At 61.0% G+C, this 23,615-nt stretch carries 20 protein-coding genes; 6 read left to right on the top strand and 14 right to left on the bottom strand.

Features of this window, described 5'->3' with window-relative positions; all coding sequences use genetic code 11:
• Nucleotides 1–221 precede the first annotated feature (221 nt).
• The 5 genes from ACODTD_RS24535 (at nt 222) to ACODTD_RS24555 (ending at nt 6,627) form a co-directional block, all read left to right on the top strand.
• Nucleotides 222–1,469 carry a TolC family protein gene (locus ACODTD_RS24535; RefSeq protein WP_221614385.1) on the top strand — a complete coding sequence of 416 codons (1,248 nt, stop codon included), beginning with the start codon at nt 222–224 and terminating at the stop codon, nt 1,467–1,469.
• 49 nt (nt 1,470–1,518) lie between these two features.
• Nucleotides 1,519–2,712, top strand: a complete 1,194-nt coding sequence (locus tag ACODTD_RS24540) for an efflux RND transporter periplasmic adaptor subunit (RefSeq protein WP_489105320.1) — start codon at nt 1,519–1,521, stop codon at nt 2,710–2,712.
• A gap of 15 nt (nt 2,713–2,727) precedes the next feature.
• Nucleotides 2,728–5,880, top strand: coding sequence for an efflux RND transporter permease subunit (locus ACODTD_RS24545; protein ID WP_285354399.1), 3,153 nt, complete (start codon nt 2,728–2,730; stop codon nt 5,878–5,880).
• Between the two features lie 134 nt (nt 5,881–6,014).
• Nucleotides 6,015–6,215 (top strand): co-regulatory protein PtrA N-terminal domain-containing protein, encoded by a 201-nt coding sequence (locus ACODTD_RS24550; RefSeq protein ID WP_201820100.1) that lies wholly within the window; start codon nt 6,015–6,017, stop codon nt 6,213–6,215.
• Between the two features lie 79 nt (nt 6,216–6,294).
• A complete protein-coding gene (locus ACODTD_RS24555; protein WP_285354398.1) occupies nt 6,295–6,627 on the top strand; it encodes a DUF2790 domain-containing protein in 333 nt (110 codons plus the stop codon).
• Between the two features lie 149 nt (nt 6,628–6,776).
• On the opposite strand, the gene ACODTD_RS24560 is transcribed toward ACODTD_RS24555, so the two are convergent.
• The 3 genes from ACODTD_RS24560 to ACODTD_RS24570 all read right to left on the bottom strand — a co-directional run bounded on the left by ACODTD_RS24560 (nt 6,777) and on the right by ACODTD_RS24570 (nt 8,919).
• Nucleotides 6,777–8,102 (bottom strand): OprD family porin, encoded by a 1,326-nt coding sequence (locus tag ACODTD_RS24560; RefSeq protein WP_201820102.1) that lies wholly within the window; start codon nt 8,100–8,102, stop codon nt 6,777–6,779.
• A gap of 161 nt (nt 8,103–8,263) precedes the next feature.
• The gene (locus ACODTD_RS24565) at nt 8,264–8,578 is read right to left on the bottom strand and encodes a helix-turn-helix domain-containing protein (protein WP_007951468.1); all 315 of its coding nucleotides are present in this window, start codon (nt 8,576–8,578) and stop codon (nt 8,264–8,266) included.
• The gene (locus ACODTD_RS24570) at nt 8,575–8,919 is read right to left on the bottom strand and encodes a toxin (RefSeq protein WP_096822369.1); all 345 of its coding nucleotides are present in this window, start codon (nt 8,917–8,919) and stop codon (nt 8,575–8,577) included. Before ACODTD_RS24570 ends, ACODTD_RS24565 begins: the two co-directional genes overlap by 4 nt.
• A gap of 368 nt (nt 8,920–9,287) precedes the next feature.
• On the opposite strand from ACODTD_RS24570, the gene ACODTD_RS24575 reads away from it, so the two are divergent.
• Nucleotides 9,288–9,761 carry a GNAT family N-acetyltransferase gene (locus ACODTD_RS24575; RefSeq protein ID WP_201820103.1) on the top strand — a complete coding sequence of 158 codons (474 nt, stop codon included), beginning with the start codon at nt 9,288–9,290 and terminating at the stop codon, nt 9,759–9,761.
• A gap of 58 nt (nt 9,762–9,819) precedes the next feature.
• Here the strand turns inward: ACODTD_RS24575 and nuoN are convergent, their stop codons facing one another.
• The 11 genes from nuoN to nuoC form a co-directional block, all read right to left on the bottom strand.
• Complete coding sequence (gene nuoN / locus ACODTD_RS24580) at nt 9,820–11,283, bottom strand: NADH-quinone oxidoreductase subunit NuoN (protein ID WP_011334964.1); 1,464 nt, start codon at nt 11,281–11,283, stop codon at nt 9,820–9,822.
• Nucleotides 11,284–11,290: 7 nt separating this feature from the next.
• On the bottom strand, nt 11,291–12,823 hold the full coding sequence (nuoM, locus tag ACODTD_RS24585; RefSeq protein WP_011334963.1) for an NADH-quinone oxidoreductase subunit M: 1,533 nt from the start codon (nt 12,821–12,823) through the stop codon (nt 11,291–11,293).
• A 39-nt stretch (nt 12,824–12,862) separates the two neighbouring features.
• A complete protein-coding gene (gene nuoL, locus ACODTD_RS24590; RefSeq protein ID WP_221614391.1) occupies nt 12,863–14,716 on the bottom strand; it encodes an NADH-quinone oxidoreductase subunit L in 1,854 nt (617 codons plus the stop codon).
• Nucleotides 14,713–15,021 carry an NADH-quinone oxidoreductase subunit NuoK gene (nuoK, locus tag ACODTD_RS24595; protein WP_003180046.1) on the bottom strand — a complete coding sequence of 103 codons (309 nt, stop codon included), beginning with the start codon at nt 15,019–15,021 and terminating at the stop codon, nt 14,713–14,715. Before nuoK ends, nuoL begins: the two co-directional genes overlap by 4 nt.
• Nucleotides 15,022–15,024: 3 nt before the next feature.
• On the bottom strand, nt 15,025–15,525 hold the full coding sequence (gene nuoJ / locus ACODTD_RS24600) for an NADH-quinone oxidoreductase subunit J (protein WP_085690004.1): 501 nt from the start codon (nt 15,523–15,525) through the stop codon (nt 15,025–15,027).
• Nucleotides 15,526–15,534: 9 nt separating this feature from the next.
• Nucleotides 15,535–16,083 (bottom strand): NADH-quinone oxidoreductase subunit NuoI, encoded by a 549-nt coding sequence (nuoI, locus tag ACODTD_RS24605; protein ID WP_011334960.1) that lies wholly within the window; start codon nt 16,081–16,083, stop codon nt 15,535–15,537.
• 11 nt (nt 16,084–16,094) lie between these two features.
• Nucleotides 16,095–17,102, bottom strand: coding sequence for an NADH-quinone oxidoreductase subunit NuoH (gene nuoH, locus ACODTD_RS24610; RefSeq protein ID WP_007951460.1), 1,008 nt, complete (start codon nt 17,100–17,102; stop codon nt 16,095–16,097).
• Nucleotides 17,099–19,813 carry an NADH-quinone oxidoreductase subunit NuoG gene (gene nuoG, locus ACODTD_RS24615; RefSeq protein ID WP_011334958.1) on the bottom strand — a complete coding sequence of 905 codons (2,715 nt, stop codon included), beginning with the start codon at nt 19,811–19,813 and terminating at the stop codon, nt 17,099–17,101. Before nuoG ends, nuoH begins: the two co-directional genes overlap by 4 nt.
• A 136-nt stretch (nt 19,814–19,949) precedes the next feature.
• Nucleotides 19,950–21,305, bottom strand: a complete 1,356-nt coding sequence (gene nuoF, locus ACODTD_RS24620) for an NADH-quinone oxidoreductase subunit NuoF (RefSeq protein ID WP_007951458.1) — start codon at nt 21,303–21,305, stop codon at nt 19,950–19,952.
• Nucleotides 21,302–21,799 carry an NADH-quinone oxidoreductase subunit NuoE gene (gene nuoE, locus ACODTD_RS24625; RefSeq protein ID WP_003223804.1) on the bottom strand — a complete coding sequence of 166 codons (498 nt, stop codon included), beginning with the start codon at nt 21,797–21,799 and terminating at the stop codon, nt 21,302–21,304. The genes nuoF and nuoE overlap by 4 nt, the downstream gene beginning before the upstream one ends.
• Before the next feature lie 2 nt (nt 21,800–21,801).
• Entirely contained in the window at nt 21,802–23,586 is a 1,785-nt protein-coding gene (gene nuoC / locus ACODTD_RS24630) for an NADH-quinone oxidoreductase subunit C/D (RefSeq protein ID WP_011334957.1), read from the bottom strand.
• Nucleotides 23,587–23,615 lie beyond the last annotated feature (29 nt).

The following is a 23,615-nucleotide window of genomic DNA, read 5'->3' on the forward strand; positions in this document are numbered from 1 at the left end:
GGTTTTTGATGACTTCCATTTCGGCAAGTGCTGTTCGGCGGATAACTAACGCACATTTGTTTCTATCTATTGCAACAAACTCATTCGAACTTCGAATCCTAGAGCAAAACAACTTCGATAAACCGTGGATAACGGATTTGTAATGTTCACGTCACCTTGTCGATAAGTTCAAAACCCTACCGTGGCGCCATCAACGATTCTTGATTGAAGGAAGCCTTCCATTGCCCGGTTTAATTGAACTGACGGCGCGATCACGCCTGAAAAAAACCGCCAGCGGCCTGTTGTTGCTGGCTTGTACCAGCCTTGCCAGCGCATCGACTTTGACGCTGGATCAGGCGTTGCAAACCGCCTTCGCCAGCAACCCGGAGCTGGCCGCCGCGCAGTGGGAAATCGGCATTGCCGAAGGTGACCGCAAGCAGGCCGGGCTGATCCCCAACCCCGAGGTGTCGTGGGAGGCCGAAGACACCCGGCGTGAATCGCGCACCACCACGGTGATGCTCAGCCAGCCGATCGAGCTGGGCGGCAAGCGCGGCGCGCGGATTGATGTGGCGAGTCGTGCCCAGGACGCCGCCGGCATCGAGCTGGAGCGCAAGCGCAACGTCCTGCGCGCCGACGTGCTTCAAGCGTTCAACGGTGCGCAAACCGCGCAGCAACGTTTGCAACTGGCCCGGCAGTCGCTGCAACTCGCCGAGCACGGTGTGCGTGTGGCGCAGGGGCGGATCGAGGCGGGCAAGTCGTCGCCGGTGGAAGGCACGCGGGCGCAAGTGCAGCTTTCGGAAGTGCGCCTGGAATTGAGCCGCGCCGAGCGTGATCAGGCCAATGCGTACCAGCAATTGGCACAGGTCATGGGCGCACCGTTGCCGACGTCGACCACGGTGCAGACCGCGACTCAAAGTCTGCCCAGCGTACCGCCGCCCACCCGTTTGCTTGAGCGTCTGAACGAGACTGCGGAGCTGCGGCTGGCCAGGTTGCAGATCGACCAGCGCGAAGCGTCGCTGGGGCTGGAAAAGTCCCAGCGGATTCCCGATCTCACCGTCAGCATCGGCAGCCAGTACAGCGAAACCGAGCGCGAGCGGGTCAACGTGGTCGGGCTGTCGATGCCGATTCCGCTGTTCAACCGCAATCAGGGCAACGTGCTGGCGGCGGCGCGGCGTACCGATCAGGCGCGGGACCTGCGCAACGCCACCGAACTGCGCTTGCGCACGGAAATCCAGACCACGCTGGCGCAATGGCAGACCGCCAACGGCGAAATCCAGGCATTCGACCGGACCATCCTGCCCGCCGCGCAAAGTGCGGTCGACAGCGCCACTCGCGGTTTCGAAATGGGCAAGTTCGGCTTCCTCGACGTGCTCGACGCCCAGCGCACATTGATCGCCGCTCGCAGCCAATACATCCAGGCGGTGAGCGAGGCGACCGACGCCCGGGTCCGCATCGAACGCATCTTCGGCGACCTCAGCGCCAACCCTTGAATTTCAACGTTCTGATGACTGCGCGATGGTTTGGCGCAGAGGAGTTTCCATGGATAAAAAACTGATCGTGGTCGCTGCGGCGACCTTGGCGCTGGGCATTGGCATCGGCTCGATGTGGAGCGGCAATGCGTCTGTCGATGCGCATGCCGATGAAGCGGCGGAACACGCCGACCATGCCGAAGAAGGCGCCGCCGCTGACGGCGGGCACGACGAAGAAGGGCACATCGAACTGACGGCCGAGCAGATCGCGGCGGCGGGGATTCAACTGGCCGCCGCCCAGGCGCATAACTTCAGCCTCGGTCTGTCGTTCCCCGGCGAAGTGCGCTTCGACGAAGACCGCACCGCGCATGTGGTGCCGCGCGTGCCGGGCGTGGTCGAGTCGGTGTCGGTCAACCTCGGACAGTCGGTGAAGAAAGGCCAGTTGCTGGCCGTGATCGCCAGTCAGCAGATCTCCGATCAGCGCAGCGAGCAGGCGGCCGCGCAACGCCGTCTGGCCCTGGCCCGCACGACGTTCGAGCGCGAGAGGAAACTGTGGCAGGACAAGATCTCCGCCGAGCAGGATTTCCTCCAGGCACGTCAGGCCCTGGAAGAAGCCGAGATTGCGGTGAGCAACGCCCGGCAAAAGATCAGCGTGCTCAGTGGCAGCGTGGTTGCCACCGGAGGAAATCGCTATGAACTGCGCGCGCCGTTCGACGGTGTGGTGGTGGAAAAGCACCTGACGCCGGGGGAGGTGGTCGACGAAACCACGGCAGCGTTCACGCTCTCGGATTTGTCGCGGGTGTGGGTCACGTTCGGCGTTTCGCCCAAGGACCTGAACAAGGTGCAAGTGGGCAAACCCGTCACCGTCAGCGCGGCGGAGTTGAACGCCGAAGTCAGCGGCACCGTGGCTTACGTCGGCAGCCTGCTCGGCGAACAGACCCGTACCGCGACCGTGCGCGTCACCCTGGAAAACCCGCAAGGCTCATGGCGCCCGGGCCTGTTTGTCACCGCGCTGGTCGCCACCGACAGCCGCCAGGCCAAAGTCGCCGTACCGGAAACCGCAATCCAGACCGTCGAGGACAAGCCCACGGTGTTTGTGCGCACCGACGACGGCTTCAAGGCGCAAGCCGTGGAGCTGGGCAGTCGCGCGGCAGGCCAGGTGGAAGTCATCGCCGGACTGGAACCGGGCGTGCAAGTCGCCAGTGCCGGCAGCTTCGTCCTCAAATCGGAGCTGGGCAAAGCCTCGGCCGAGCACAGTCATTAATCGCGGAAGACTCCCATGTTCGAACGCCTCATCCAGTTTGCCATCGAGCAGCGCATCATCGTGCTGCTCGCCGTTCTGCTCATGGCCGGCCTCGGCATCGCCAGTTATCAGAAACTGCCGATCGACGCCGTGCCCGATATCACCAACGTCCAGGTGCAGATCAACACCGGCGCGGCCGGGTTCTCGCCGCTGGAAACCGAGCAGCGCATCACCTTTCCGATTGAGACCGCGATGGCCGGCCTGCCCGCGCTGGAGCAAACCCGCTCGCTGTCGCGCTCGGGCTTGTCCCAGGTCACGGTAATCTTCAAGGACGGCACCGATCTGTTCTTCGCCCGGCAATTGGTCAACGAGCGGTTGCAGTCGGCCAAGGAGCAGTTGCCCGAAGGTGTGGAAGCGGTGATGGGGCCGATTTCCACCGGACTCGGCGAGATCTTTTTGTGGACGGTCGAGACCAAGGACGGCGCGCTGAAAGATGACGGCACGCCCTACACGCCGACCGACTTGCGGGTGATCCAGGACTGGATCATCAAGCCGCAACTGCGCAACGTTCCCGGCGTGGCCGAGATCAACACCATCGGCGGTTTTGCCAAGGAATATCAGATCGCGCCCGATCCGAAAAAACTCGCGGCCTACAAACTGACCCTCACCGATCTGGTGACGGCGCTGGAGCGCAACAACGCCAACGTCGGCGCCGGGTACATCGAGCGCAGCGGCGAGCAATTGTTGATTCGCGCACCGGGCCAGGTGGCGAGCACCGAGGACATCGCCAACATCGTCATGGCCAATGTCGACGGGACGCCGATCCGGATCAAGAACGTCGCCACCGTGGACATCGGCCGCGAACTGCGCAGCGGCGCCGCCACGGAAAATGGCCGGGAAGTGGTGCTCGGCACGGTGTTCATGTTGATCGGTGAAAACAGTCGCACGGTTTCCCAGGCCGTCGCCGCCAAGCTCGAACAGATCAACAAGTCGTTGCCCACCGGCGTGATCGCGGTGCCGGTGTACGACCGCACGCATCTGGTCGACAAGGCCATCGCCACGGTGAAGAAGAACCTCGTCGAAGGCGCGATTCTGGTGATCGCTATCCTGTTTCTGTTCCTCGGCAATATCCGCGCTGCGCTGATCACGGCGATGGTGATTCCGCTGTCGATGCTGTTCACCTTCACCGGCATGTTCAGCAACAAGGTCAGCGCCAACCTGATGAGCCTCGGCGCGCTGGACTTCGGCATCATCGTCGACGGCGCGGTGGTGATCGTCGAAAACACCCTGCGCCGGCTGGCCCATGCGCAGCAGCATCACGGGCGACTGCTGACGCGATCCGAGCGTTTTCATGAAGTGTTTGCGGCGGCGAAAGAGGCGCGGCGACCGCTGATTTTCGGCCAATTGATCATCATGGTCGTGTACCTGCCAATCTTCGCCCTGAGCGGCGTCGAAGGGAAAATGTTCCACCCGATGGCGTTTACCGTAGTCATCGCGTTGCTTGGCGCCATGCTCTTGTCCGTGACCTTTGTGCCGGCGGCGATTGCGCTGTTCGTGACCGGCAAGGTCAAGGAAGAAGAGGGCGTGGTGATGCGCGGTGCCCGTCGCGTTTATGCGCCGGCGCTGGACTGGGTCATGTCCCATCGGACGATGGCGGTCGGCGCAGCGTTGGGTGTGATTGTGCTCAGTGGCGTGGTCACCAGCCGCATGGGCAGCGAGTTTGTGCCGAGTCTCAGCGAAGGCGATTTTGCCTTGCAGGCGTTGCGCGTGCCGGGCACCAGCCTGACGCAATCGGTGGACATGCAGCAGCGGCTGGAAACGTTGATCCTCAATAAAGTGCCGGAAGTCGAGCGCGTGTTCGCCCGCACCGGTACTGCGGAAATCGCCTCTGACCCGATGCCGCCGAACATCTCTGACAGCTACGTGATGCTCAAGCCCAAAGAGCAATGGCCGGACCCGGACAAGTCCCGCGAAACCCTGATGGCCGAACTGCAGCAGGCCGCGGCAACGTTGCCGGGCAGCAACTATGAACTGTCGCAGCCGATCCAGTTGCGCTTCAACGAACTGATTTCCGGCGTGCGTAGCGACGTGGCGGTCAAGGTGTTCGGTGATGACATGGACGTGCTCAACGCCACGGCGGCGAAGATTGCCGCCGCGATGCAGAAGGTCAACGGCGCGTCCGAGGTCAAGGTCGAGCAAACCACCGGTCTGCCGGTGCTGACCATCAACATTGATCGCGACAAGGCCGCGCGTTACGGGCTCAACGTTGGCGATGTGCAGGACACCATCGCGGTGGCCGTCGGCGGGCAGAAGGCCGGGACGCTGTACGAAGGTGATCGTCGATTCGACATGGTGGTGCGCTTGTCCGACGCCATGCGCAAGGACATCGACGGGTTGTCGGCACTGTTGATTCCGGTGCCGGCGGCAGGTGGCGATGCTTCCAGTCAGATCGGCTTCATTGCGCTGAAGGACGTTGCCAGCCTCGATCTGGTGCTGGGGCCGAATCAGGTCAGCCGCGAGAACGGCAAGCGCCTGGTGATCGTCAGCGCCAACGTGCGCGGGCGTGACATCGGTTCTTTTGTCGCCGAGGCGGGCGCAGCGATCGAGCGTGATGTGCAGGTGCCGGCGGGTTACTGGACGACCTGGGGCGGCCAGTTCGAGCAACTGCAATCGGCGGCCAAGCGCTTGCAGATCGTGGTGCCGGTGGCGTTGCTGCTGGTGTTCGGGTTGCTGTTCATGATGTTCAACAACCTCAAGGACGGCTTGCTGGTGTTCACCGGGATTCCGTTTGCGCTGACCGGCGGGGTCATGGCGTTGTGGCTGCGGGACATTCCCCTGTCGATCTCGGCGGGTGTCGGTTTTATCGCGCTGTCCGGTGTGGCGGTGCTCAACGGGTTGGTGATGATCGCGTTTATCCGCAACTTGCGGGAGGAAGGGCGCTCGCTGTCCGAAGCGATTCACGAAGGTGCGCTGACGCGATTGCGCCCGGTGTTGATGACGGCGCTGGTGGCGTCCCTGGGCTTCATTCCGATGGCGCTTGCGACCGGCACCGGGGCCGAGGTGCAGCGCCCGCTGGCGACGGTGGTGATTGGCGGGATCCTGTCCTCGACCATTCTCACGTTGCTGATTCTGCCGGCGTTGTATCAGCTGGCGCATCGTCGGGACGAGGAATCGCCCGCTGCTGTTTAGTCACTTCGGGGTTCAAAAACAGGCCCGCCATTGCGGGCCTTTCTACATAACGGATATGTAATTTCGGCGCCACCGTCACGAAAGGTTCTGATTGTTACCTTGATCCCGTCAGTGACTTGAATGAGGAATCAACGATGAAACTTGCACAGATTGGCGCGTTTGCCGTGGCTCTGATGATGTCTTCCCTGGTGTTGGCCGAAGGTGGCGGCGACCGCACTTTCGACCGAATGATGGCCGCCAATGACCGCTCGATGGAGATTTTTGCTGCGAAGGAAAAGGCCCGTGATCCGGTCGTCGTGAATGACAAGAAGGACGACAAGACCCAAGACCTGTAAGCGTGCTGCCAGTGAATGAGCCCGTCATCGCGCATCGATGGTGGGCTTTTTTATGAGTCGTGTTTTGAAGGAGCTGGATATGAAATTTCTTAAGCTGTTGGCGTTCACCGCTGTCATGGCAATGTCCTTGAATGCGCTGGCCGAAGGCGGTGGCGACAGAACGTTCGACCGGGCGCTCAGCGCCAACACCAAAGCCATGGAACAGTACGCGGCCAGTCAGGGCAAAGCGGCGCCGGTGGTCAAGGAATACGAGTATGGAATGAAGCTGGATGTGAAGAAGGTGGTGAGCGTTGTCCGGCCAAAGAATGAATGCGCGGTCGTGCCGGCTGCGATGACTTACGAGGACTCCAAGGGGCAGCTCAATACGGTCACTTACAACGTGATGGGGAATTGTCGTCAGCAGGGTGGCTGACGCTAATCCCGGCTGAAACGCCCGGTTCATGTTCAGTGAGTCGGGCTTTTTTTCATCCATAAAAAAGGCGCCCCGAAGGACGCCAAAGATTCACCTCTTACCAAAGGAGCAAGGAGCTTCTAAAGGTGAATGGGCATTGCTCGTGAAACTCAGAGAATCGCCAGCGGGTATTCAACGATCACCCGCACTTCATCCAGATCCGATTCGAACGCGGTGGCGCGGGTAGTGGCCTGGCGCAGACGCAGCGACAGATCCTTCATCGAACCGCTTTGCACCACGTATTTCACTTCGATATCACGCTCCCAACGCTTCTGGTCAGTCAGCGGATTGCCCTCGGCATCGCGGCGCATGTACACGGCGTTGGCGTTGGAGTAATCGGCGTCGGTGCCGCGTGCGTAACGGGTCATGAACGACAGACCGGGCATGCCGTAGGCGGTCATGTCGAGGTCGTAGCGCACCATCCACGAACGCTCTTTCGGCGAGTTGAAGTCGCTGTACTGAATCGAGTTGTCGAGGAAGATCGAGTCGGACTGACGCAGGTAATCGAAGTCGTCGTTGCCGTTGTTGCGCTGGTGGGAAATGGCGACGGAGTGGGCGCCGAGTTTCACGCCGACGCGGCCGCTCCAGATGTTGTTGTCGAACTCGCCGAGCAATTGTTTGCCTTCGTCGATCGCCTTGTAGTAGTTCAGGCCGCCGAACAGCGACAGGTCATCCGACAGCGGATACGTCCAGGCGGTGCCGGCGTAGTACTGGTTCCAGGCGTCTTTCAGGCGACTGGAATACAGGCTGAAACTGAGGTTTTTGTTCAGCGCGTAATCGCCGCCGCCGTAAGCGATCCACGGCGAATTGACCGGGCCGGCATAGAAGGTCGCGAAGTTCTCGCGCAGGTCGCTGGACACCGGTTGACTCATCGCATGCAACCGGCCGCCCTGAATCGACAGACCTTCAATGCTGGTGTTGGTCGCCGTCACACCGCGAAAGCTTTCCGGCAGCAATCGCGAATCGCCTGCCGCGACCACCGGGTTGGCCGGGAACACATCACCGACTTTCACCACCGTATCGAAGGCCCGCAGTTTGGCGGCGCCACCGACCTTGGTGTATTCGTCCCGTGCTTCACCGTCGCTGTTGACCGGCAACACATCGAACGAACTGCGGCCACCGTTGCGGCCGTCGCCGGTGTCGAGCTTCAGACCGATCATCGCAAACGCGTCCACCCCGACCCCGACGGTGCCCTGGGTGAAACCGGATTCGAACTTGCCGATGATGCCGTGGGCCCAGGCTTCGGAATAACCATTGCCCGTGGGGCTGGACTGGCCGTTGCGGTGGTCACGGTTGAAGTAAAGGTTACGGTTGAGCACCGTCAGACTGCTGCCTTCGATAAACCCTTCGGGTTTTTCTTCTGCAAACACCGTGGACGGCCCGGCGCCGACAACCACTGCCAGAGCAGCCATCGACATTTTTGTGTTGTTAACCATCAATCACTCCTTGGGTTCGGCAGAACGGGAACGAGCTTCGGCGTGGGTTTTATTGTTCGAACGGGCAAGGGCCCGCCGGGAGAGTCGCCGGGTGACATCGTTGCAGGCTGCGGATAACGCGGAGGTGATTGGGGAATTACAATTTTGTTAGATCCCGGAAGTCAGGTCAGAGCCGCAAGGTGGTCGATCGTTTGTGGAAAACGCTCGACTAGTCGAATGAGTGTCGTCGCTTGGGCATTTGGCGTTGCTCGACCTTGTTCCCAGTTTTCGAGGGTTCGAGTGTTGGTTCGCAGGTACATGGCGAAAACTGACCGGGAGAGGTTGAGTTGCTGGCGGATCGCAACAACTTCCTCGGCAGTGATCGGCAATAGTTTGGGTAACTGGACTTTGTGGGTGCGAAGGGTGACCTTGCCTTGGCGCTCGTCGGCCAAAGCCTCAAGGCCCTCCATCAGTTCGGAAAAAATGTCACGTTTCATATTTGGGTTCTCGTGTTGATTTCTGTATCCAGCGCCTGTTTGAAGACTCTTTTCTGAGAAGGCAACAGATCGTCTTGCTCGTTTTTGCTGTACACGGTGAATAGCCAGAACTGGTCGAAACCAGACCACCAGTAATAAATCACTCGTAATCCGCTGCGCTTGCCCTTACCGCGTCGTTGGTCGCAGAAGCGAATTTTGCGCAGCCCGCCCGTGCCTTCGATGAGGTCGCCTGCTTCAGGATTTTTCAGCAGCTCCAACTGAAAGCTGCGAAACAGGTCATCATCCAGGTAATCGTCCCGGTGCTTCTGGAACGCGGGTAATTCGATAAAAAGAGCATCCATTTTCTGTACGTTACCTGCGTATAGTTTTGTCCCGATGATCGAATTGGTCAAGGCCTCCAGGCCATCCTTTTCGCCCCCTTTTCAACGGTAGTCACCAATAGTAAAAACACCTGTAGGACGAGTCGGCCACTGTGGTGGGAGCGCTCGACTGTTTAGGGAAGAGCCTTGCGATTGACTCGTCGGAACAATCCGCAGCACTATCCAGCCATGACTGCCCAACACCGAATGATCATGATGTGCTCCTCTATGACCGCTTCCGGCGGGCCATAAGGTCATGCATGTCTGGTCAATGACGTGTTACCCAAAGCCCCGCCAGAAATGGACGGGGCTTTTTCATGCCCGTCCGCACATGGCTCAAGGAGAGAGAAATGTTCGAAATGAAAAGAGCCGACCCGGACGATGCCGGGATAGCGTTCGAGATTCGGCGACTGGCTATCCGGCATCAATGCATCGGTGCCTACAGTGAGCAGCAAATGCTCGACTGGACAATGGGCTCGGCGGCAGACGGTTATGACACGCTCATGCAAAAGCATTTCTATCTGGGTTGCGTTGAGGGTGAACCCGTGGCAACCGGCATGCTCGATCTGGAGCACCGTGAAATCGGTGCAATCTTCATCCATCCGGATTTCATGCAGCGTGGGCTTGGTAAACGCGTGCTGCACTTTCTGGAAGCGCTGGCACAGGATCTGGGGCTGGCAGAGGTTTGTCTGGATGCGACGTTGAATGCCGCTGATTTTTATCGGCGCTGCGGTTACGTCGGGGAGGAGAGGGCGATCTATCAATCGCCTTCAGGTCTGCAACTGGTTTGCGTGCCGATGGTGAAAAAACTCAAGACGGTCTAGACGCAAAAACGGCACCCGAAGGTGCCGTTTCTGTTTCTAGCCAACTATCGCTGAGCGATCAGCCCGCCAGGCCCGATTGCTGAACCAGGGTCAGCAGCGGTTGTGGGTAGACGCCGAGGAAGAACGCAACCACAGCGATCGCCAGCAGCATCACGCCGCCTGCTTTCTGTTCCCAGTGCAGTTGGGCGTCGTGGCGGCGCAGGTTCGGTTCGATCAGGTACAGGGTAACCATCACGCGCAGGTAGTAGAACACGCCGATGGCGCTGCCCAGTACCAGGGAACCGACCAGCCACCATTGGTGCGACTCGACACCGGTGGCGATGATGTAGAACTTGCCGATGAAGCCAGCAGTCAGCGGGATACCGGCCAGGGACAGCATCATCACGGTCAGGACGGCGGTCAGGTACGGACGGCGCCAGAACAGGCCGCGGTATTCGTACAGCGCGTCTGCGTCACGGCCGTTGTACGGCGAGGACATCAGGGTGATCACACCGAAGGCGCCGAGGCTGGTGATCACGTAGGTGACCAGGTACACGCCGATGGCCTCCACCGCCAGGCCCTTGCTCGCCACCAGCGCGATCAGCAGGTAGCCGAAGTGCGCGATGGAGGAGTAACCGAGCAGACGCTTGAGGTTGCTCTGGGTCAGGGCCAGCAGGTTACCGAACAGGATCGAAGCGATGGCGATGATGGTCAGCACGTTGCTCAGTACGCCACTGCTTGCGGCAGGGGAGATCTGGAACAGGCGAACCATGACCGCGAACACAGCCACTTTCGAAGCGGTCGCGAGGAACGCGGCCACCGGTGCCGGAGCACCTTCGTACACGTCCGGCGTCCACAGGTGGAACGGTACCAGCGACAGCTTGAACGCCAGACCGATCAGCATCATGCCCAGGCCCAGTTGTGCCAGCGAGCTTGGCAGACCGGTCGCGGCCAAAGCCTGACCGATACCGACGAAGCTCAGCGAACCCGAGTCGGCGTACAGCAGCGCCATACCGAACAGCAGGAACGCGGAACCGGCGGCCGACAGCACCATGTACTTGATGCCGGCTTCCAGCGAACGCTTGTTGAAGAAGGCGTAGGCCACCAGACCGTAGACCGGCACCGACAGCAGTTCCAGACCGATGAACAAGCCGGCCAGGTGCTGCGCGCTGACCAGAACCAGGCCACCGGCGGCGGCCATCAGGATCAGCAGGTACAGTTCTTCACGGTTGCCCGGGTAACCCGAACCGCCATCGCCGAGGTAGGCGTGGGCGAGGGTGACACAGGCGAGAGTGGCGACCAGGATCAGCGCCATGTACAGGCAGGCAAAGGTGTCGATCTGCAGCAATGGGGTCACGGCCAGAGGCGCGACTTTCAGGGCCGGCAGGATCGACAGCAAGGCCAGGTTCAGACCGGCCACCGAAATCAGGAAGGTCTGCGAGTGGTTGCGGCGCCAGGCGATTGCCAGCATCACCACGATAATGGTGAGGCTGGTGATCAACAGTGGCGCAAGCGCAATAAAGTGTTGAATCGTGAATTCCATAGCGCTCTTACCGGGCCGAAGCGAGTTGAGTGAAGGCGGTGCCGAGCCACTGCTGCACGCCATGCATCGTGGCGGCAGAAGTGTCGAGGAACGGTTGCGGGTAGACGCCGAGGTAAATCAGCAGTACCGCAAGGCCCAGCACCATGATCAGTTCGCGACCGTCCATGCCGTGCAGGATCGAATCCGATTTGGACGGACCGAAGTAAGCGCGGTGGATCATGATCAGCGAGTAGACCGAACCGAACACCAGACCGGAGGTGGCAATCGCGGTGATCCATGGAGCACTGGCGAACGTACCGATCAGGATCAGGAATTCACCGACGAAGTTACCGGTACCCGGCAGACCCAGAGAAGCGGCTGCGAAGAACAGGCTGATCGCCGGCAGGTAAGCGATGCGCGACCACAGACCGCCCATCTCACGCATGTCACGAGTGTGCAGGCGCTCGTACAGCTGACCGCTGAGGATAAACAGTGCTGCGGCCGACAGACCGTGGGCCAGCATCTGGATCACAGCACCTTGCAGGGCCAGTTGGCTGCCGGAGTAGATGCCGATCAGTACGAAGCCCATGTGGGAAACGGACGAGAAGGCGATCAGACGCTTGATGTCGGTTTGCGCGAAAGCGAGGAACGCACCGTAGAAGATCCCGATCAGACCGAGGGTCATGGCGATCGGCGCGAACTCGGCCGAGGCGTTCGGGAACAGCGGCAGGGCGAAACGCAGCAGACCGTAGGCCGCGGTTTTCAGCAAGATACCGGCGAGGTCGACGGAACCTGCAGTCGGCGCCTGGGCGTGAGCGTCAGGCAGCCAGGAGTGGAACGGAACCACTGGCAGCTTGACCGCGAAGGCGATGAAGAAGCCGAGCATCAGAATGTACTCGGTGGTCATCGACATCTTGGTCTTCAACAGATCGGCGTAGTTGAAGGTGATCACGCCGGTGCTGTTGTAGTTGACCAGGACCAGACCGAGGATCGCCACCAGCATGATCAGGCCGGAAGCCTGAGTGAAGATGAAGAACTTGGTCGCTGCGTAGATCCGGGTTTTCTTGCCGTCCGAAGAACTGTGACCCCAGAGCGCGATGAGGAAGTACATCGGCACCAGCATCATTTCCCAGAAGAAGAAGAACATGAACAGGTCGAGGGCGAGGAACACGCCGACAACGCCGCCCAGGATCCACATCAGGTTCAGGTGGAAGAAGCCAACGTGACGCTGGATCTCTTTCCACGAGCAGAGTACCGACAGGATACCCAGCAGGCCGGTCAGCAGGATCATCAGCAGCGACAGGCCGTCGAGGGCCAGGTGCACGTTGATGCCGAAGCGCTGGATCCAGACGTGCTTGAACTCAAGCGCCCAGGTCGGATCGGCGCCTGGCGCCGGTGCAAATGAATAGTCACCGTGGGCCCACAGCCAGAGGCCGAGGGCGAGTTCCAGGGTCATGGTCAACAGCGCAATCCAGCGGGGGAGGGTGGCGCCGAAGCGCTCACCCAGCCAGCACAGCAGGCCGCCGATGAAGGGGATCAGGATTAGCCAAGGCAGAATCATGACGGGCTCGTTTCCTTTCGCAAATTCGCAAGGTTCATATCAGACCGCTACCAGCACGACAGCGCCGATGACCAACACGGCACCAGCAGCCATCGAAGCAGCGTACCAACGCAGTTGACCGGTTTCGGTACGGCTCAGGGCGGTGTGACCACCCTTGGCCATGCGCGGGATCAGACCGATGGTCTGGTCGAGCGGGTCTTTGCGCAGCATGTGGCTGATCGCAAGGTACGGCTTCACGAACAGTTTGTCGTAGATCCAGTCGAAGCCCCAGGCAGCGAACCACCAGGCCGAAAGGAGACGGCCGATGCCGCTGTTGGCGATTGCGGTCACGAAGCGGCGCTTGCCGAGGAACAGCAGGGCCGCCAGCAGGATACCGGCCAGGGCGATGGCGCCCGAGGCGATTTCCAGACTGTGCTTGGCTTCGCCACCGGCATGGCCAACGCTCTCGGGCAGTACGCCGTGCAGCGGTGGAACGATCATGGCGCCGACGAAGGTCGACAGCACGATCAGCACCGACAGCGGCAGCCAGTGAGCGATGCCGTGACCGGCGTGGGCTTCGGTCTTGGCTTCACCATGGAACGCGATGAAGATCAGGCGGAAGGTGTACAGCGAGGTCATGAATGCGCCGACCAGACCTGCGTAAAGCAGACCGTGGTTGCCGCTGGCGAACGCTTCCCAGAGGATTTCGTCCTTGGAGTAGAAACCTGCGGTCACCAGTGGCAGGGCAGCCAGAGCGGCACCACCGACGATGAAGCTGGCGTAGGCCAGCGGCAGTTTCTTCCACAGGCCGCCCATCTTGAAGATGTTCTGCTCGTGGTGGCAGGCAACGATCACCGCACCGGAAGCAAGGAACAGCAGGGCCTTGAAGAAGGCGTGGGTCATCAGGTGGAAGATCGCGCCTTCCCAGGCGCCAACGCCCAGCGCCAGGAACATGTAGCCGATCTGGCTCATGGTCGAGTAGGCGAGGATACGTTTGATGTCGGTTTGCACCAGTGCGGCGAAACCGGCCAGCACCAGGGTCACACCACCGACGATGCCGACCAGGTGCAGGATGTCCGGCGCCAGGGCGAACAGGCCGTGGGTACGGGCGATCAGGTAGACACCGGCAGTCACCATGGTTGCGGCGTGGATCAGTGCCGAAACCGGGGTAGGGCCGGCCATCGCGTCCGCAAGCCAGGTTTGCAGCGGCAGTTGCGCCGATTTACCGACCGCACCACCCAGCAGCATCAGGGTTGCCAGCACGATCCAGAAATCGCCGACCTTGAAGTGCTCAGGCGCCTTCACCAGCAGTTCCTGGACGTTCAGCGTGCCCAGTTGCTGGAACAGGATGAACAGGCCGATTGCCATGAACACGTCGCCGATACGGGTGACGATGAAGGCTTTCAGTGCGGCGTTACCGTTGTTGCGGTTGCTGTAGTAGAAACCGATCAACAGGTACGAGCACAGGCCCACGCCTTCCCAACCGAAGTAGATGAACAGCAGGTTATCGCCCAGGATCAGAAACAGCATGCTGGCGATAAACAGGTTGGTGTACGAGAAGAAGCGCGAGTAACCGGCTTCACCGCGCATGTACCAGGAGGCGAACAGGTGGATCAGGAAACCCACGCCGACCACCACACCGAGCATGGTCACGGACAGACCATCGAGGTACAGGGCGAAGTTCGGCTGGAAGCCTTCCACCGACATCCAGCGCCACAGCACCTGGGTGTAGACGCCACCTTCCGGTGGCGCGACGTTGAACTGCCAGATCACGTAGGCCGCGACGATGGCAGACAGGCCGATGGAGCCGACACCGATCAGCGCCGACAGGTTTTCCGAGAAGCGGCCGCGCGAGAACGACAGCAACAGGAACCCGATCAGAGGGAATACGAAAGTCAGAAAGAGTAGGTTCATCCGCGCATCTCACTGGCAGCGTCGATATCGAGCGTGTGGAAGCGGCGATACAGTTGCAGCAGGATCGCCAGGCCAATACTGGCTTCGGCGGCTGCAAGGCTGATCACCAGGATGAACATGATCTGTCCATCCGGTTGCGCCCAGCGGGCGCCCGCAACGATGAAGGCCAGTGCAGAGGCGTTCATCATCACTTCCAGACTCATCAACACGAACAAAATGTTGCGGCGGACCATCAGGCCGACCAGACCAAGGCAGAACAGGATGCCGGCAACGGCCAATCCATGCTCGAGAGGGATAGCAGGCATGTCTTACTCCTTCGCCTCGTTACGGCCCAAATGGAACGCCGTGACGGCTGCAGCGAGCAGCAGCATCGAGGCGAGTTCGACCACCAGCAGGTACGGACCGAACAGGCTGATGCCCACGGCTTTCGCGTCCACGGTGGTTTGACCGATGGCCTGACCGCTCTGGTGAGCGAACAGCACATACAGCAGTTCGGCCAGCAGCAGGGCGGCGAGAATCACCGGCCCCGCCCAGATCCCGGGCTTGAGCCAGGTGCGTTCCTGCTGAACCGAGGCAGGCCCCAGGTTCAGCATCATCACCACGAACACGAACAGCACCATGATGGCGCCGGCGTAGGCGATCACTTCCAGCACGCCGGCGAACGGTGCGCCGAGTGCGAAGAAGGTCATGGCCACGGAGATCAGCGAAATGATCAGGTAGAGCAGGGCGTGCACAGGATTGGTGTTGGTGACCACACGCAGTGTGGACACAACAGCGATACCCGATGCGAAATAGAAAGCGAATTCCATCGTTCTTCCTTAAGGCAGCAAGCTCTTCACGTTGATCGGCTCGGCTTCGTTTTGTGCGGCGCCTTTCGGCTTGCCCGCAACGGCCATACCTGCAACACGATAGAAGTTGTAATCAGGGTTTTTGCCGGGGCCGGAGATCAAAAGATCTTCTTTCTCGTACACCAGGTCCTGACGTTTGAACTCGGCCATCTCGAAATCCGGGGTCAGCTGGATCGCGGTGGTCGGGCAGGCTTCCTCGCAGAGACCGCAGAAAATGCAGCGCGAGAAGTTGATACGGAAGAAGTCCGGGTACCAGCGACCGTCTTCGGTTTCAGCTTTCTGCAGCGAGATGCAACCCACCGGGCAGGCCACGGCGCACAGGTTGCAGGCTACGCAGCGTTCTTCGCCATCGGGGTCGCGGGTCAGGACGATGCGGCCACGATAGCGTGGCGGCAGGTAGACTTGCTCTTCCGGGTATTGCAGGGTGTCGCGCTTGCGAAAGCCATGGCCGAAGACCATGACCAGGCTGCGCAACTGGGTACCGGTACCCTTAACGATGTCGCCAATATATTTGAACATGGGGCAAATCCTCACTGAACCGCAACCGCAGGCGTGTTCCACAACACGATTGCAGCGGTCACCAGCAAATTGATCAGGGTCAGTGGCAGGCAGAATTTCCAGCTGAAATCCATCACCTGGTCATAACGCGGACGCGGGATGGAAGCGCGCAGCAGGATGAACAGCATGATGAAGAACGCGGTCTTCAGTGCGAACCAGACGAAGGACAGTTGCGGCAGGATGCCGAACGGACCGTGCCAGCCACCGAAGAACAGGGTGACCAGCAGTGCCGAGATCAGGATGATGCCGATGTATTCACCGACGAAGAACATGCCCCATTTCATACCGGCGTATTCAATGTGGTAACCGTCGGCCAGTTCCTGTTCCGCTTCCGGCTGGTCGAACGGGTGACGGTGAGTCACGGCCACGCCAGCGATGAAGAAGGTACAGAAGCCGAAGAACTGCGGAATGATGAACCACAGGTTCTGCGCCTGGTACTCGACGATGTCGCGCATGTTGAACGAGCCGACCTGCACCACGATGCCCATCAGGGCCAGGCCCATGAACACTTCGTAGGACACGGTCTGCGCCGAGGCACGCAAGCTGCCCAGCAGGGCGAACTTGTTGTTACTCGACCAGCCGGCGAACAGCACCGCGTAGACCGAAAGACCGGCCATGGCGAAGAAAAACAGCAGGCCGATGTTCAGATCCGCCACGCCCCAGGTCGGGGTGATCGGGATGATCGCGAACGCGATCAGCAGGGCGGACATGGCCACCACCGGCGCCAGGGTGAAGATCACCTTGTCGGCAAACGGAGGGGTCCAGTCTTCCTTGAAGAACATCTTCAGCATGTCGGCCGCGATCTGGAACATGCCGAACGGACCAACGCGGTTCGGACCGTAACGGTCCTGCCACCAGCCCAGCAGGCGACGCTCGACAAAGCTGAGCAACGCGCCTGCGACCACCACGGCCAGCAGGATCACGATGGCCTTGATGACCGTCAGGATCACATCGATCACTTCAGGGGTGAACCAGGTCATTGCGCTGCCTCCTGCAGACCATCAACGGATACGCCAGCGAATGCCGGTGGAATGCCGGCGATGCCTGCAGGCAATGCCACCAGACCTGCGCCCAGTTCTTCATTGATGCGCAGCGGCAGACGCAGGGTCTGGCCGGCAACATTGAGGCTCAGCAGTGCGCCGTCGTTCACGCCCAGGCGATCCGCTTCGGACTTGGCCAGTGCAACGTAGGCGGCCGGGATGCGTTCCTGGACCGGAGCGGCTTTCGACGAGTTCTCGTCGCTGCCGAACAGGTGGTAGAACGGCACGGCTTGCCAGGTGCCCTGGGCCGGGTTGAACGCGCGCGGAACACTGGCGAACCAGTTCAGCGAATCACCGGTGCTTTCGATCAGGCGGGTGCCCGGATCGCCAGCGCGCAGGTGACCACCGACTTCGTCCTGGAACTTGTTCCAGGCTTGCGGCGAGTTCCAGCCCGGCGACCAGGCGAACGGCACTTGCTGACGCGGTTCGGCGGAGCCCGAGTAACCTTCCATCGAGAAGGCGAACGCGGTGTCTTTGTCTTGCGGGGTGCGTGGTTCGTGAACGCTGATGTCGGCGCGCATCGCGGTGCGACCGGAGTAACGCAGCGGCTCACGCGCCAGTTTCAGACCCTTGATGCGGAACGAGGCGGACGGCGCGGCGTCGACAATACGGGCCAGTTGCGGCGTGCTCGACGCAACGGCAGCGGTCACGTGGTCGAGTTGCGTCCAGTCGATCGGCTGGTTCAGCAGGGTAGCGCGCAGGGCGTGCAGCCAGCGCCAGCCTTCGTGGACCAGAATGCTCGCGTCCATGTATTGCGGGTCGAAAACCTGGAAGAAGCGCTGGGCACGACCTTCCTGGCTGACCAGTGTACCGTCGCCTTCAGCGAAGCTGGCGGCCGGCAGAACCAGATGCGCGCGGTCGCTGGTGGCGGTCTTTTGATGGTCGGCAACGATCACCACTTTCGCAGCGTTCAGTGCCGCATCGACCTTGGCCTTGGCGGTACGGGTGTACAGATCGTTTTCCAGCACGACGATGGCGTCGGCCTTGCCGTCGATGACCGCTTGCAGCGCGGCATCGACCGATTCGCCACCGAGCATGGCCAGGCCGAGGCTGTTGGCTTCCGGCACGATCAGGCTGATCGAACCGTTCTTCTCGCGCAGCTTCAGGGCCTTGGCGATGTTCGCAGCGGCTTCGATCAAGGCTTTGGAGCCCAGCGAAGTACCGGCGATGATCAGCGGACGCTTGGCCGCGAGCAGAGCATCGGCGATGCGCTTGGCCAGTTCCAGGGCTTCGGCGTCCAGACCTTCAACGGCCGGCGCGCTGGCGTCCAGGGCGTGAGCCACGGCGAAACCGATGCGCGCCAGATCGTCGGGAGCGGCGTGTACGCATTCTTCGGCGATGTCATCGAGCTTGGTTTCAGCCAGGCTGGCGATGAACAGCGGGTTCAGTTCATGCTGACCGATGTTCTTCACCGCAGCGTCGAGCCAAGGCTGAACGCGCATGGCTTCGGCCATGTCTTCGGCCTTGCCTTTGACCGACTGACGCAGGGCCAGGGCCATGCGGGCGGCGGTCTGGGTCAGGTCTTCACCGAGGACGAACACAGCGTCGTGGTCTTCGATGTCGCGCATGTTCGGCACTGGCAGCGGGCTGTCTTTCAGCACTTGCAGGACCAGACGGATGCGTTCCAGTTCGGAGGCTTCGATACCGGAGTAGAAGTGCTCGGCGCCCACCAGTTCACGCAACGCGTAGTTGCTTTCCAGGCTGGCACGTGGCGAACCGATACCGACGATGTTGCGACCGCGCAGCAGGTCGGCGGCTTTGTCCAGCGCAGCATCCAGTCCAAGCTTGGTGCCGTCGGCCAGCAGCGGCTGACGTGGACGGTCGGTGCGGTTGACGTAGCCATAACCGAAACGGCCACGGTCGCACAGGAAGTACTGGTTCACCGAACCGTTGTAACGGTTTTCGATGCGACGCAGTTCGCCGTAACGCTCGCCCGGGGAAATGTTGCAACCGCTCGAGCAGCCATGGCAGATGCTCGGCGAGAACTGCATGTCCCACTTACGGTTGTAGCGCTCGGAGTGAGTCTTGTCGGTGAACACACCGGTCGGGCAGACCTCGGTGAGGTTGCCGGAGAACTCGCTTTCGAGGGTGCCGTCTTCAACGCGACCGAAGTACACGTTGTCGTGGGCGCCGAATACACCGAGGTCGGTGCCGCCGGCGTAATCCTTGTAGAAACGCACGCAGCGGTAGCAGGCGATGCAGCGGTTCATCTCGTGGGAAATGAACGGGCCCAGTTGCTGGTTCTGGTGGGTGCGTTTGGTGAAGCGATAACGGCGCTCGTTGTGGCCGGTCATCACGGTCATGTCTTGCAGGTGGCAGTGACCGCCTTCCTCGCACACAGGGCAGTCGTGCGGGTGGTTGGTCATCAGCCATTCGACGACACTGGCGCGGAACGCCTTGGATTCTTCATCGTCGATGGAGATCCAGGTGTTGTCGGTGGCCGGGGTCATGCAGGACATGACGATGCGACCACGGGTGTCGTTTTCGTCGGTGTACTGCTTGACCGCGCACTGGCGGCAAGCCCCGACGCTACCAAGCGCGGGGTGCCAGCAGAAATAAGGGATGTCGAGGCCCAGCGACAGACATGCCTGTAACAGGTTGTCTGCCCCGTCGACTTCGAGCGCTTTGCCGTCTACGTGGATAGTGGCCATGGTTCAAAGGTCTTCGTTGGCCCGGTGTCAGCGGGCGTGGCTAATGGAATCTTGTTATCCGTCCGAATCCAGTCAGCCCCGAAAGGCGTCATCGGACGAAAGTCGAAGGGCACGGACCCTTCGCCTTTTTAAGCGTTTACGCGCCGACTACGATCGGCTTCGCCAGAGGCGGGACGGCGGCGCTTGCAGGCGCGATACCGGCTTCGAACTCTGGACGGAAGTATTTGATGGCACTGCCCAACGGCTCCACGGCACCCGGTGCGTGAGCACAGAAGGTCTTGCCCGGGCCGAGGAAGTTGACCAGACCCAGCAGGGTCTCGATGTCGCCTGGCTGGCCGCGGCCTTGTTCGATGGCCATCAGCAGCTTGACGCTCCATGGCAAACCATCACGGCAAGGGGTGCAGAAACCACAGGATTCGCGAGCGAAGAACTGCTCCATGTTGCGCAGCAGGGACACCATGTTGACGCTGTCGTCCACCGCCATGGCCAGGCCGGTACCCATACGGGTGCCAACCTTGGCGATGCCGCCAGCGTACATTTGTGCGTCGAGGTGTTCCGGCAACAGGAAACCGGTACCGGCGCCACCTGGCTGCCAGGCTTTCAGCTTGAAGCCGTCGCGCATGCCGCCGGCGTAGTCTTCGAACAGCTCGCGGCCGGTCACGCCGAATGGCAGTTCCCACAGGCCGGGGTTCTTGACCTTGCCGGAGAAGCCCATGAGCTTGGTGCCCATGTCTTCGCTGCCGTCGCGGGCCAACGATTTGTACCAGTCCACGCCGTCGGCAATGATCGCCGGCACGTTGCACAGGGTTTCAACGTTGTTCACGCAGGTCGGCTTGCCCCACACGCCGACGGCGGCAGGGAAGGGCGGTTTGGAGCGCGGGTTGGCGCGGCGGCCTTCGAGGGAGTTGATCAGTGCGGTTTCTTCGCCGCAGATGTAACGCCCGGCGCCGGTGTGGACGAACAGCTCGAAATCGAAGCCGCTGCCCAGGATGTTCTTGCCCAGCAGGCCGGCTGCCTTGGCTTCTTCCACGGCACGGTTCAGGTGCTTGGCGGCGGTGGTGTATTCGCCACGCAGGAAGATGTAGCCACGGTAGGTTTTCAGCGCGCGGGCGCTGATCAGCATGCCTTCGATCAGCAGATGGGGCAGTTGCTCCATCAGCATGCGGTCTTTCCAGGTGTTCGGCTCCATTTCATCCGCGTTGCACAGCAGGTAGCGGATGTTGATGGATTCGTCCTTTGGCATCAGGCCCCACTTCACGCCTGTGGGGAAGCCTGCACCGCCGCGACCTTTGAGGCCGGCGTCTTTCACGGTCTGGACGATGGCGTCCTGATCCATGTCGGCGAAGGCTTTGCGCGCAGCGGCGTAACCGTTCTTGGCCTGGTACTCGTCGAGCCACACGGCTTCGCCGTCGTCACGCAGGCGCCAGGTCAGCGGGTGAGTCTCGGCCGAACGCTGGATGCGGTTGGCCGGACCGAAAGAAGTCAGGGTCATACGTAGCCCTCGAGCAGTTTGGCGACGCCGGCAGGCTGGACATCGCCAAAGGTGTCGTCATCGATCATCAGCGCCGGTGCCTTGTCGCAGTTGCCGAGGCAGCAGACCGGCAGCAGGGTGAAGCGACCGTCGGCGGTGGTCTGACCCAGGCCGATACCCAGGTTGTTCTGGATTTCGCTGACCACCGACTCGTGGCCACCGATGTAGCAGACCATGCTGTCGCAGACGCGAATGATGTGACGGCCGACCGGCTGACGGAAGATCTGGCTATAGAACGTGGCCACGCCTTCAACGTCGCTGGCCGGGATGCCGAGGATCTCGCCGATGGCGTACAGAGCGCCGTCCGGCACCCAGCCGCGTTCCTTCTGGACGATCTTCAAGGCTTCGATCGACGCCGCGCGCGGGTCTTCGTAGTGATGCAGCTCGTGCTCGATGGCCGAGCGCTCGGTTTCACTCAAGGTGAAACGGTCTGTCTGGATAAGCGTGCTGTTCATGCTTAGCGGTCCACGTCGGCCATAACGAAGTCGATACTACCCAGGTACGCAATCAGGTCCGCGACCATGCTGCCTTTGATCACCGAAGGGATCTGCTGCAGGTGGGCGAAGCTCGGAGTACGGATCCGGGTACGGTAGCTCATGGTGCCGCCGTCGCTCGTCAGGTAATAACTGTTGATGCCCTTGGTCGCTTCGATCATCTGGAAGGATTCGTTGGCCGGCATGACCGGGCCCCACGAAACTTGCAGGAAGTGCGTGATCAGGGTTTCGATGTGCTGCAGCGTGCGCTCTTTCGGCGGCGGCGTGGTCAGCGGGTGATCCGCCTTGTACGGGCCTTCCGGCATGTTGCGCAGGCACTGGTCGATGATCTTGACGCTCTGGCGCATCTCTTCGACGCGAACCATGCAGCGGTCGTAGGCATCGCCGTTGGCAGCCAGCGGCACTTCGAACTCGAAGTTCTCGTAACCGGAGTATGGGCGCGCCTTACGCAGGTCGAAGTCGCAACCGGTGGAACGCAGGCCAGCACCGGTAACGCCCCATTCCAGGGCCTCTTTGGTGTTGTACTGGGCAACGCCGATGGTACGCCCCTTGAGGATGCTGTTCTGCAGGGCGGCCTTGGTGTATTCGTCGAGGCGCTTTGGCAGCCATTCAACGAAATCTTTCACCAGTTTTTCCCAGCCGCGCGGCAGGTCGTGGGCGACGCCGCCGATGCGGTACCAGGCCGGGTGCAGACGGAAACCGGTGATGGCTTCGATCACCGTGTAGGCCTTCTGGCGGTCGGTGAAGGTGAAGAACACCGGAGTCATGGCGCCGACGTCCTGGATGTAGGTACCCAGGAACAGCAGGTGGCTGGTGATCCGGAAGAACTCGGCCATCATGATGCGGATGACGTCGACTTTCTCTGGCACCTTGATGCCGGCCAGCTTCTCGACCGAGAGCACGTACGGCAGGTTGTTCATCACGCCGCCGAGGTAGTCGATACGGTCGGTGTACGGAATGAAACTGTGCCAGGACTGACGCTCAGCCATCTTCTCGGCGCCACGGTGGTGGTAACCGATGTCCGGAACGCAATCGACGATCTCTTCACCGTCCAGCTGCAGGATGATGCGGAACGCACCGTGCGCCGAAGGGTGGTTCGGACCCAGGTTGAGGAACATGTAGTCCTCGTTCGCACCGGAACGCTTCATGCCCCAGTCTTCAGGACGGAAGCGCGCGGCTTCTTCCTCAAGCTGTTGCTTGGCCAGGTTCAGGCTGAACGGATCGAATTCGGTGGCGCGCGCCGGGAAGTCCTTGCGCAGCGGGTGACCTTCCCAGGTCGGCGGCATCATGATGCGCGACAGGTGCGGGTGACCTTTGAAGTCGATGCCGTACATGTCCCAGACTTCACGCTCGTACCAGTTGGCGTTCGGCCAGATGCTGGTGACGGTCGGCAAGCTGAGGTCGCTTTCGGACAAGGCGACCTTGATCATCACGTCACTATTACGTTCCAGCGACATGAGGTGATAGAACACGGTGAAATCGGCACCGCTCGGCAGCCCTTGACGCTTGGTGCGCAGACGCTCGTCCACGCCGTGCAGGTCATAGAGCATGACGTACGGTTTGGGCAAATTGCGCAGGAAGGTCAGGACTTCGACGAGCTTGGCGCGAGCCACCCACAGCACCGGCATGCCGGTGCGGGTCGGCTGGGCGGTGAACGCTTCGGCGCCAAAACGGTTGTTGAGTTCGACGACCACATCCTGGTCGTCTGCCTTATAAGGCGGGATGTACAGAGCACTGCCTGTAGTCATGGTTATTTTTTCGCTTTCGGTCAACGTAA

It is taken from the genome of Pseudomonas sp. FG35, assembly GCF_057809295.1.

Excerpts from the sequence above, each read along its gene's own strand:
- ACODTD_RS24540 (WP_489105320.1), top strand. The coding sequence starts at position 1,519 with ATGGATAAAAAACTGATCGTGGTCGCTGCGGCGACCTTGGCGCTGGGC.
- ACODTD_RS24545 (WP_285354399.1), top strand. The coding sequence starts at position 2,728 with ATGTTCGAACGCCTCATCCAGTTTGCCATCGAGCAGCGCATCATCGTG.
- ACODTD_RS24550 (WP_201820100.1), top strand. The coding sequence starts at position 6,015 with ATGAAACTTGCACAGATTGGCGCGTTTGCCGTGGCTCTGATGATGTCT.
- ACODTD_RS24555 (WP_285354398.1), top strand. The coding sequence starts at position 6,295 with ATGAAATTTCTTAAGCTGTTGGCGTTCACCGCTGTCATGGCAATGTCC.
- ACODTD_RS24560 (WP_201820102.1), bottom strand. The coding sequence starts at position 8,102 with ATGGTTAACAACACAAAAATGTCGATGGCTGCTCTGGCAGTGGTTGTC.
- ACODTD_RS24565 (WP_007951468.1), bottom strand. The coding sequence starts at position 8,578 with ATGAAACGTGACATTTTTTCCGAACTGATGGAGGGCCTTGAGGCTTTG.
- ACODTD_RS24570 (WP_096822369.1), bottom strand. The coding sequence starts at position 8,919 with ATGGATGCTCTTTTTATCGAATTACCCGCGTTCCAGAAGCACCGGGAC.
- ACODTD_RS24575 (WP_201820103.1), top strand. The coding sequence starts at position 9,288 with ATGTTCGAAATGAAAAGAGCCGACCCGGACGATGCCGGGATAGCGTTC.
- nuoN (WP_011334964.1), bottom strand. The coding sequence starts at position 11,283 with ATGGAATTCACGATTCAACACTTTATTGCGCTTGCGCCACTGTTGATC.
- nuoM (WP_011334963.1), bottom strand. The coding sequence starts at position 12,823 with ATGATTCTGCCTTGGCTAATCCTGATCCCCTTCATCGGCGGCCTGCTG.
- nuoL (WP_221614391.1), bottom strand. The coding sequence starts at position 14,716 with ATGAACCTACTCTTTCTGACTTTCGTATTCCCTCTGATCGGGTTCCTG.
- nuoK (WP_003180046.1), bottom strand. The coding sequence starts at position 15,021 with ATGCCTGCTATCCCTCTCGAGCATGGATTGGCCGTTGCCGGCATCCTG.
- nuoJ (WP_085690004.1), bottom strand. The coding sequence starts at position 15,525 with ATGGAATTCGCTTTCTATTTCGCATCGGGTATCGCTGTTGTGTCCACA.
- nuoI (WP_011334960.1), bottom strand. The coding sequence starts at position 16,083 with ATGTTCAAATATATTGGCGACATCGTTAAGGGTACCGGTACCCAGTTG.
- nuoH (WP_007951460.1), bottom strand. The coding sequence starts at position 17,102 with ATGACCTGGTTCACCCCTGAAGTGATCGATGTGATCCTGACGGTCATC.
- nuoG (WP_011334958.1), bottom strand. The coding sequence starts at position 19,813 with ATGGCCACTATCCACGTAGACGGCAAAGCGCTCGAAGTCGACGGGGCA.
- nuoF (WP_007951458.1), bottom strand. The coding sequence starts at position 21,305 with ATGACCCTGACTTCTTTCGGTCCGGCCAACCGCATCCAGCGTTCGGCC.
- nuoE (WP_003223804.1), bottom strand. The coding sequence starts at position 21,799 with ATGAACAGCACGCTTATCCAGACAGACCGTTTCACCTTGAGTGAAACC.
- nuoC (WP_011334957.1), bottom strand. The coding sequence starts at position 23,586 with ATGACTACAGGCAGTGCTCTGTACATCCCGCCTTATAAGGCAGACGAC.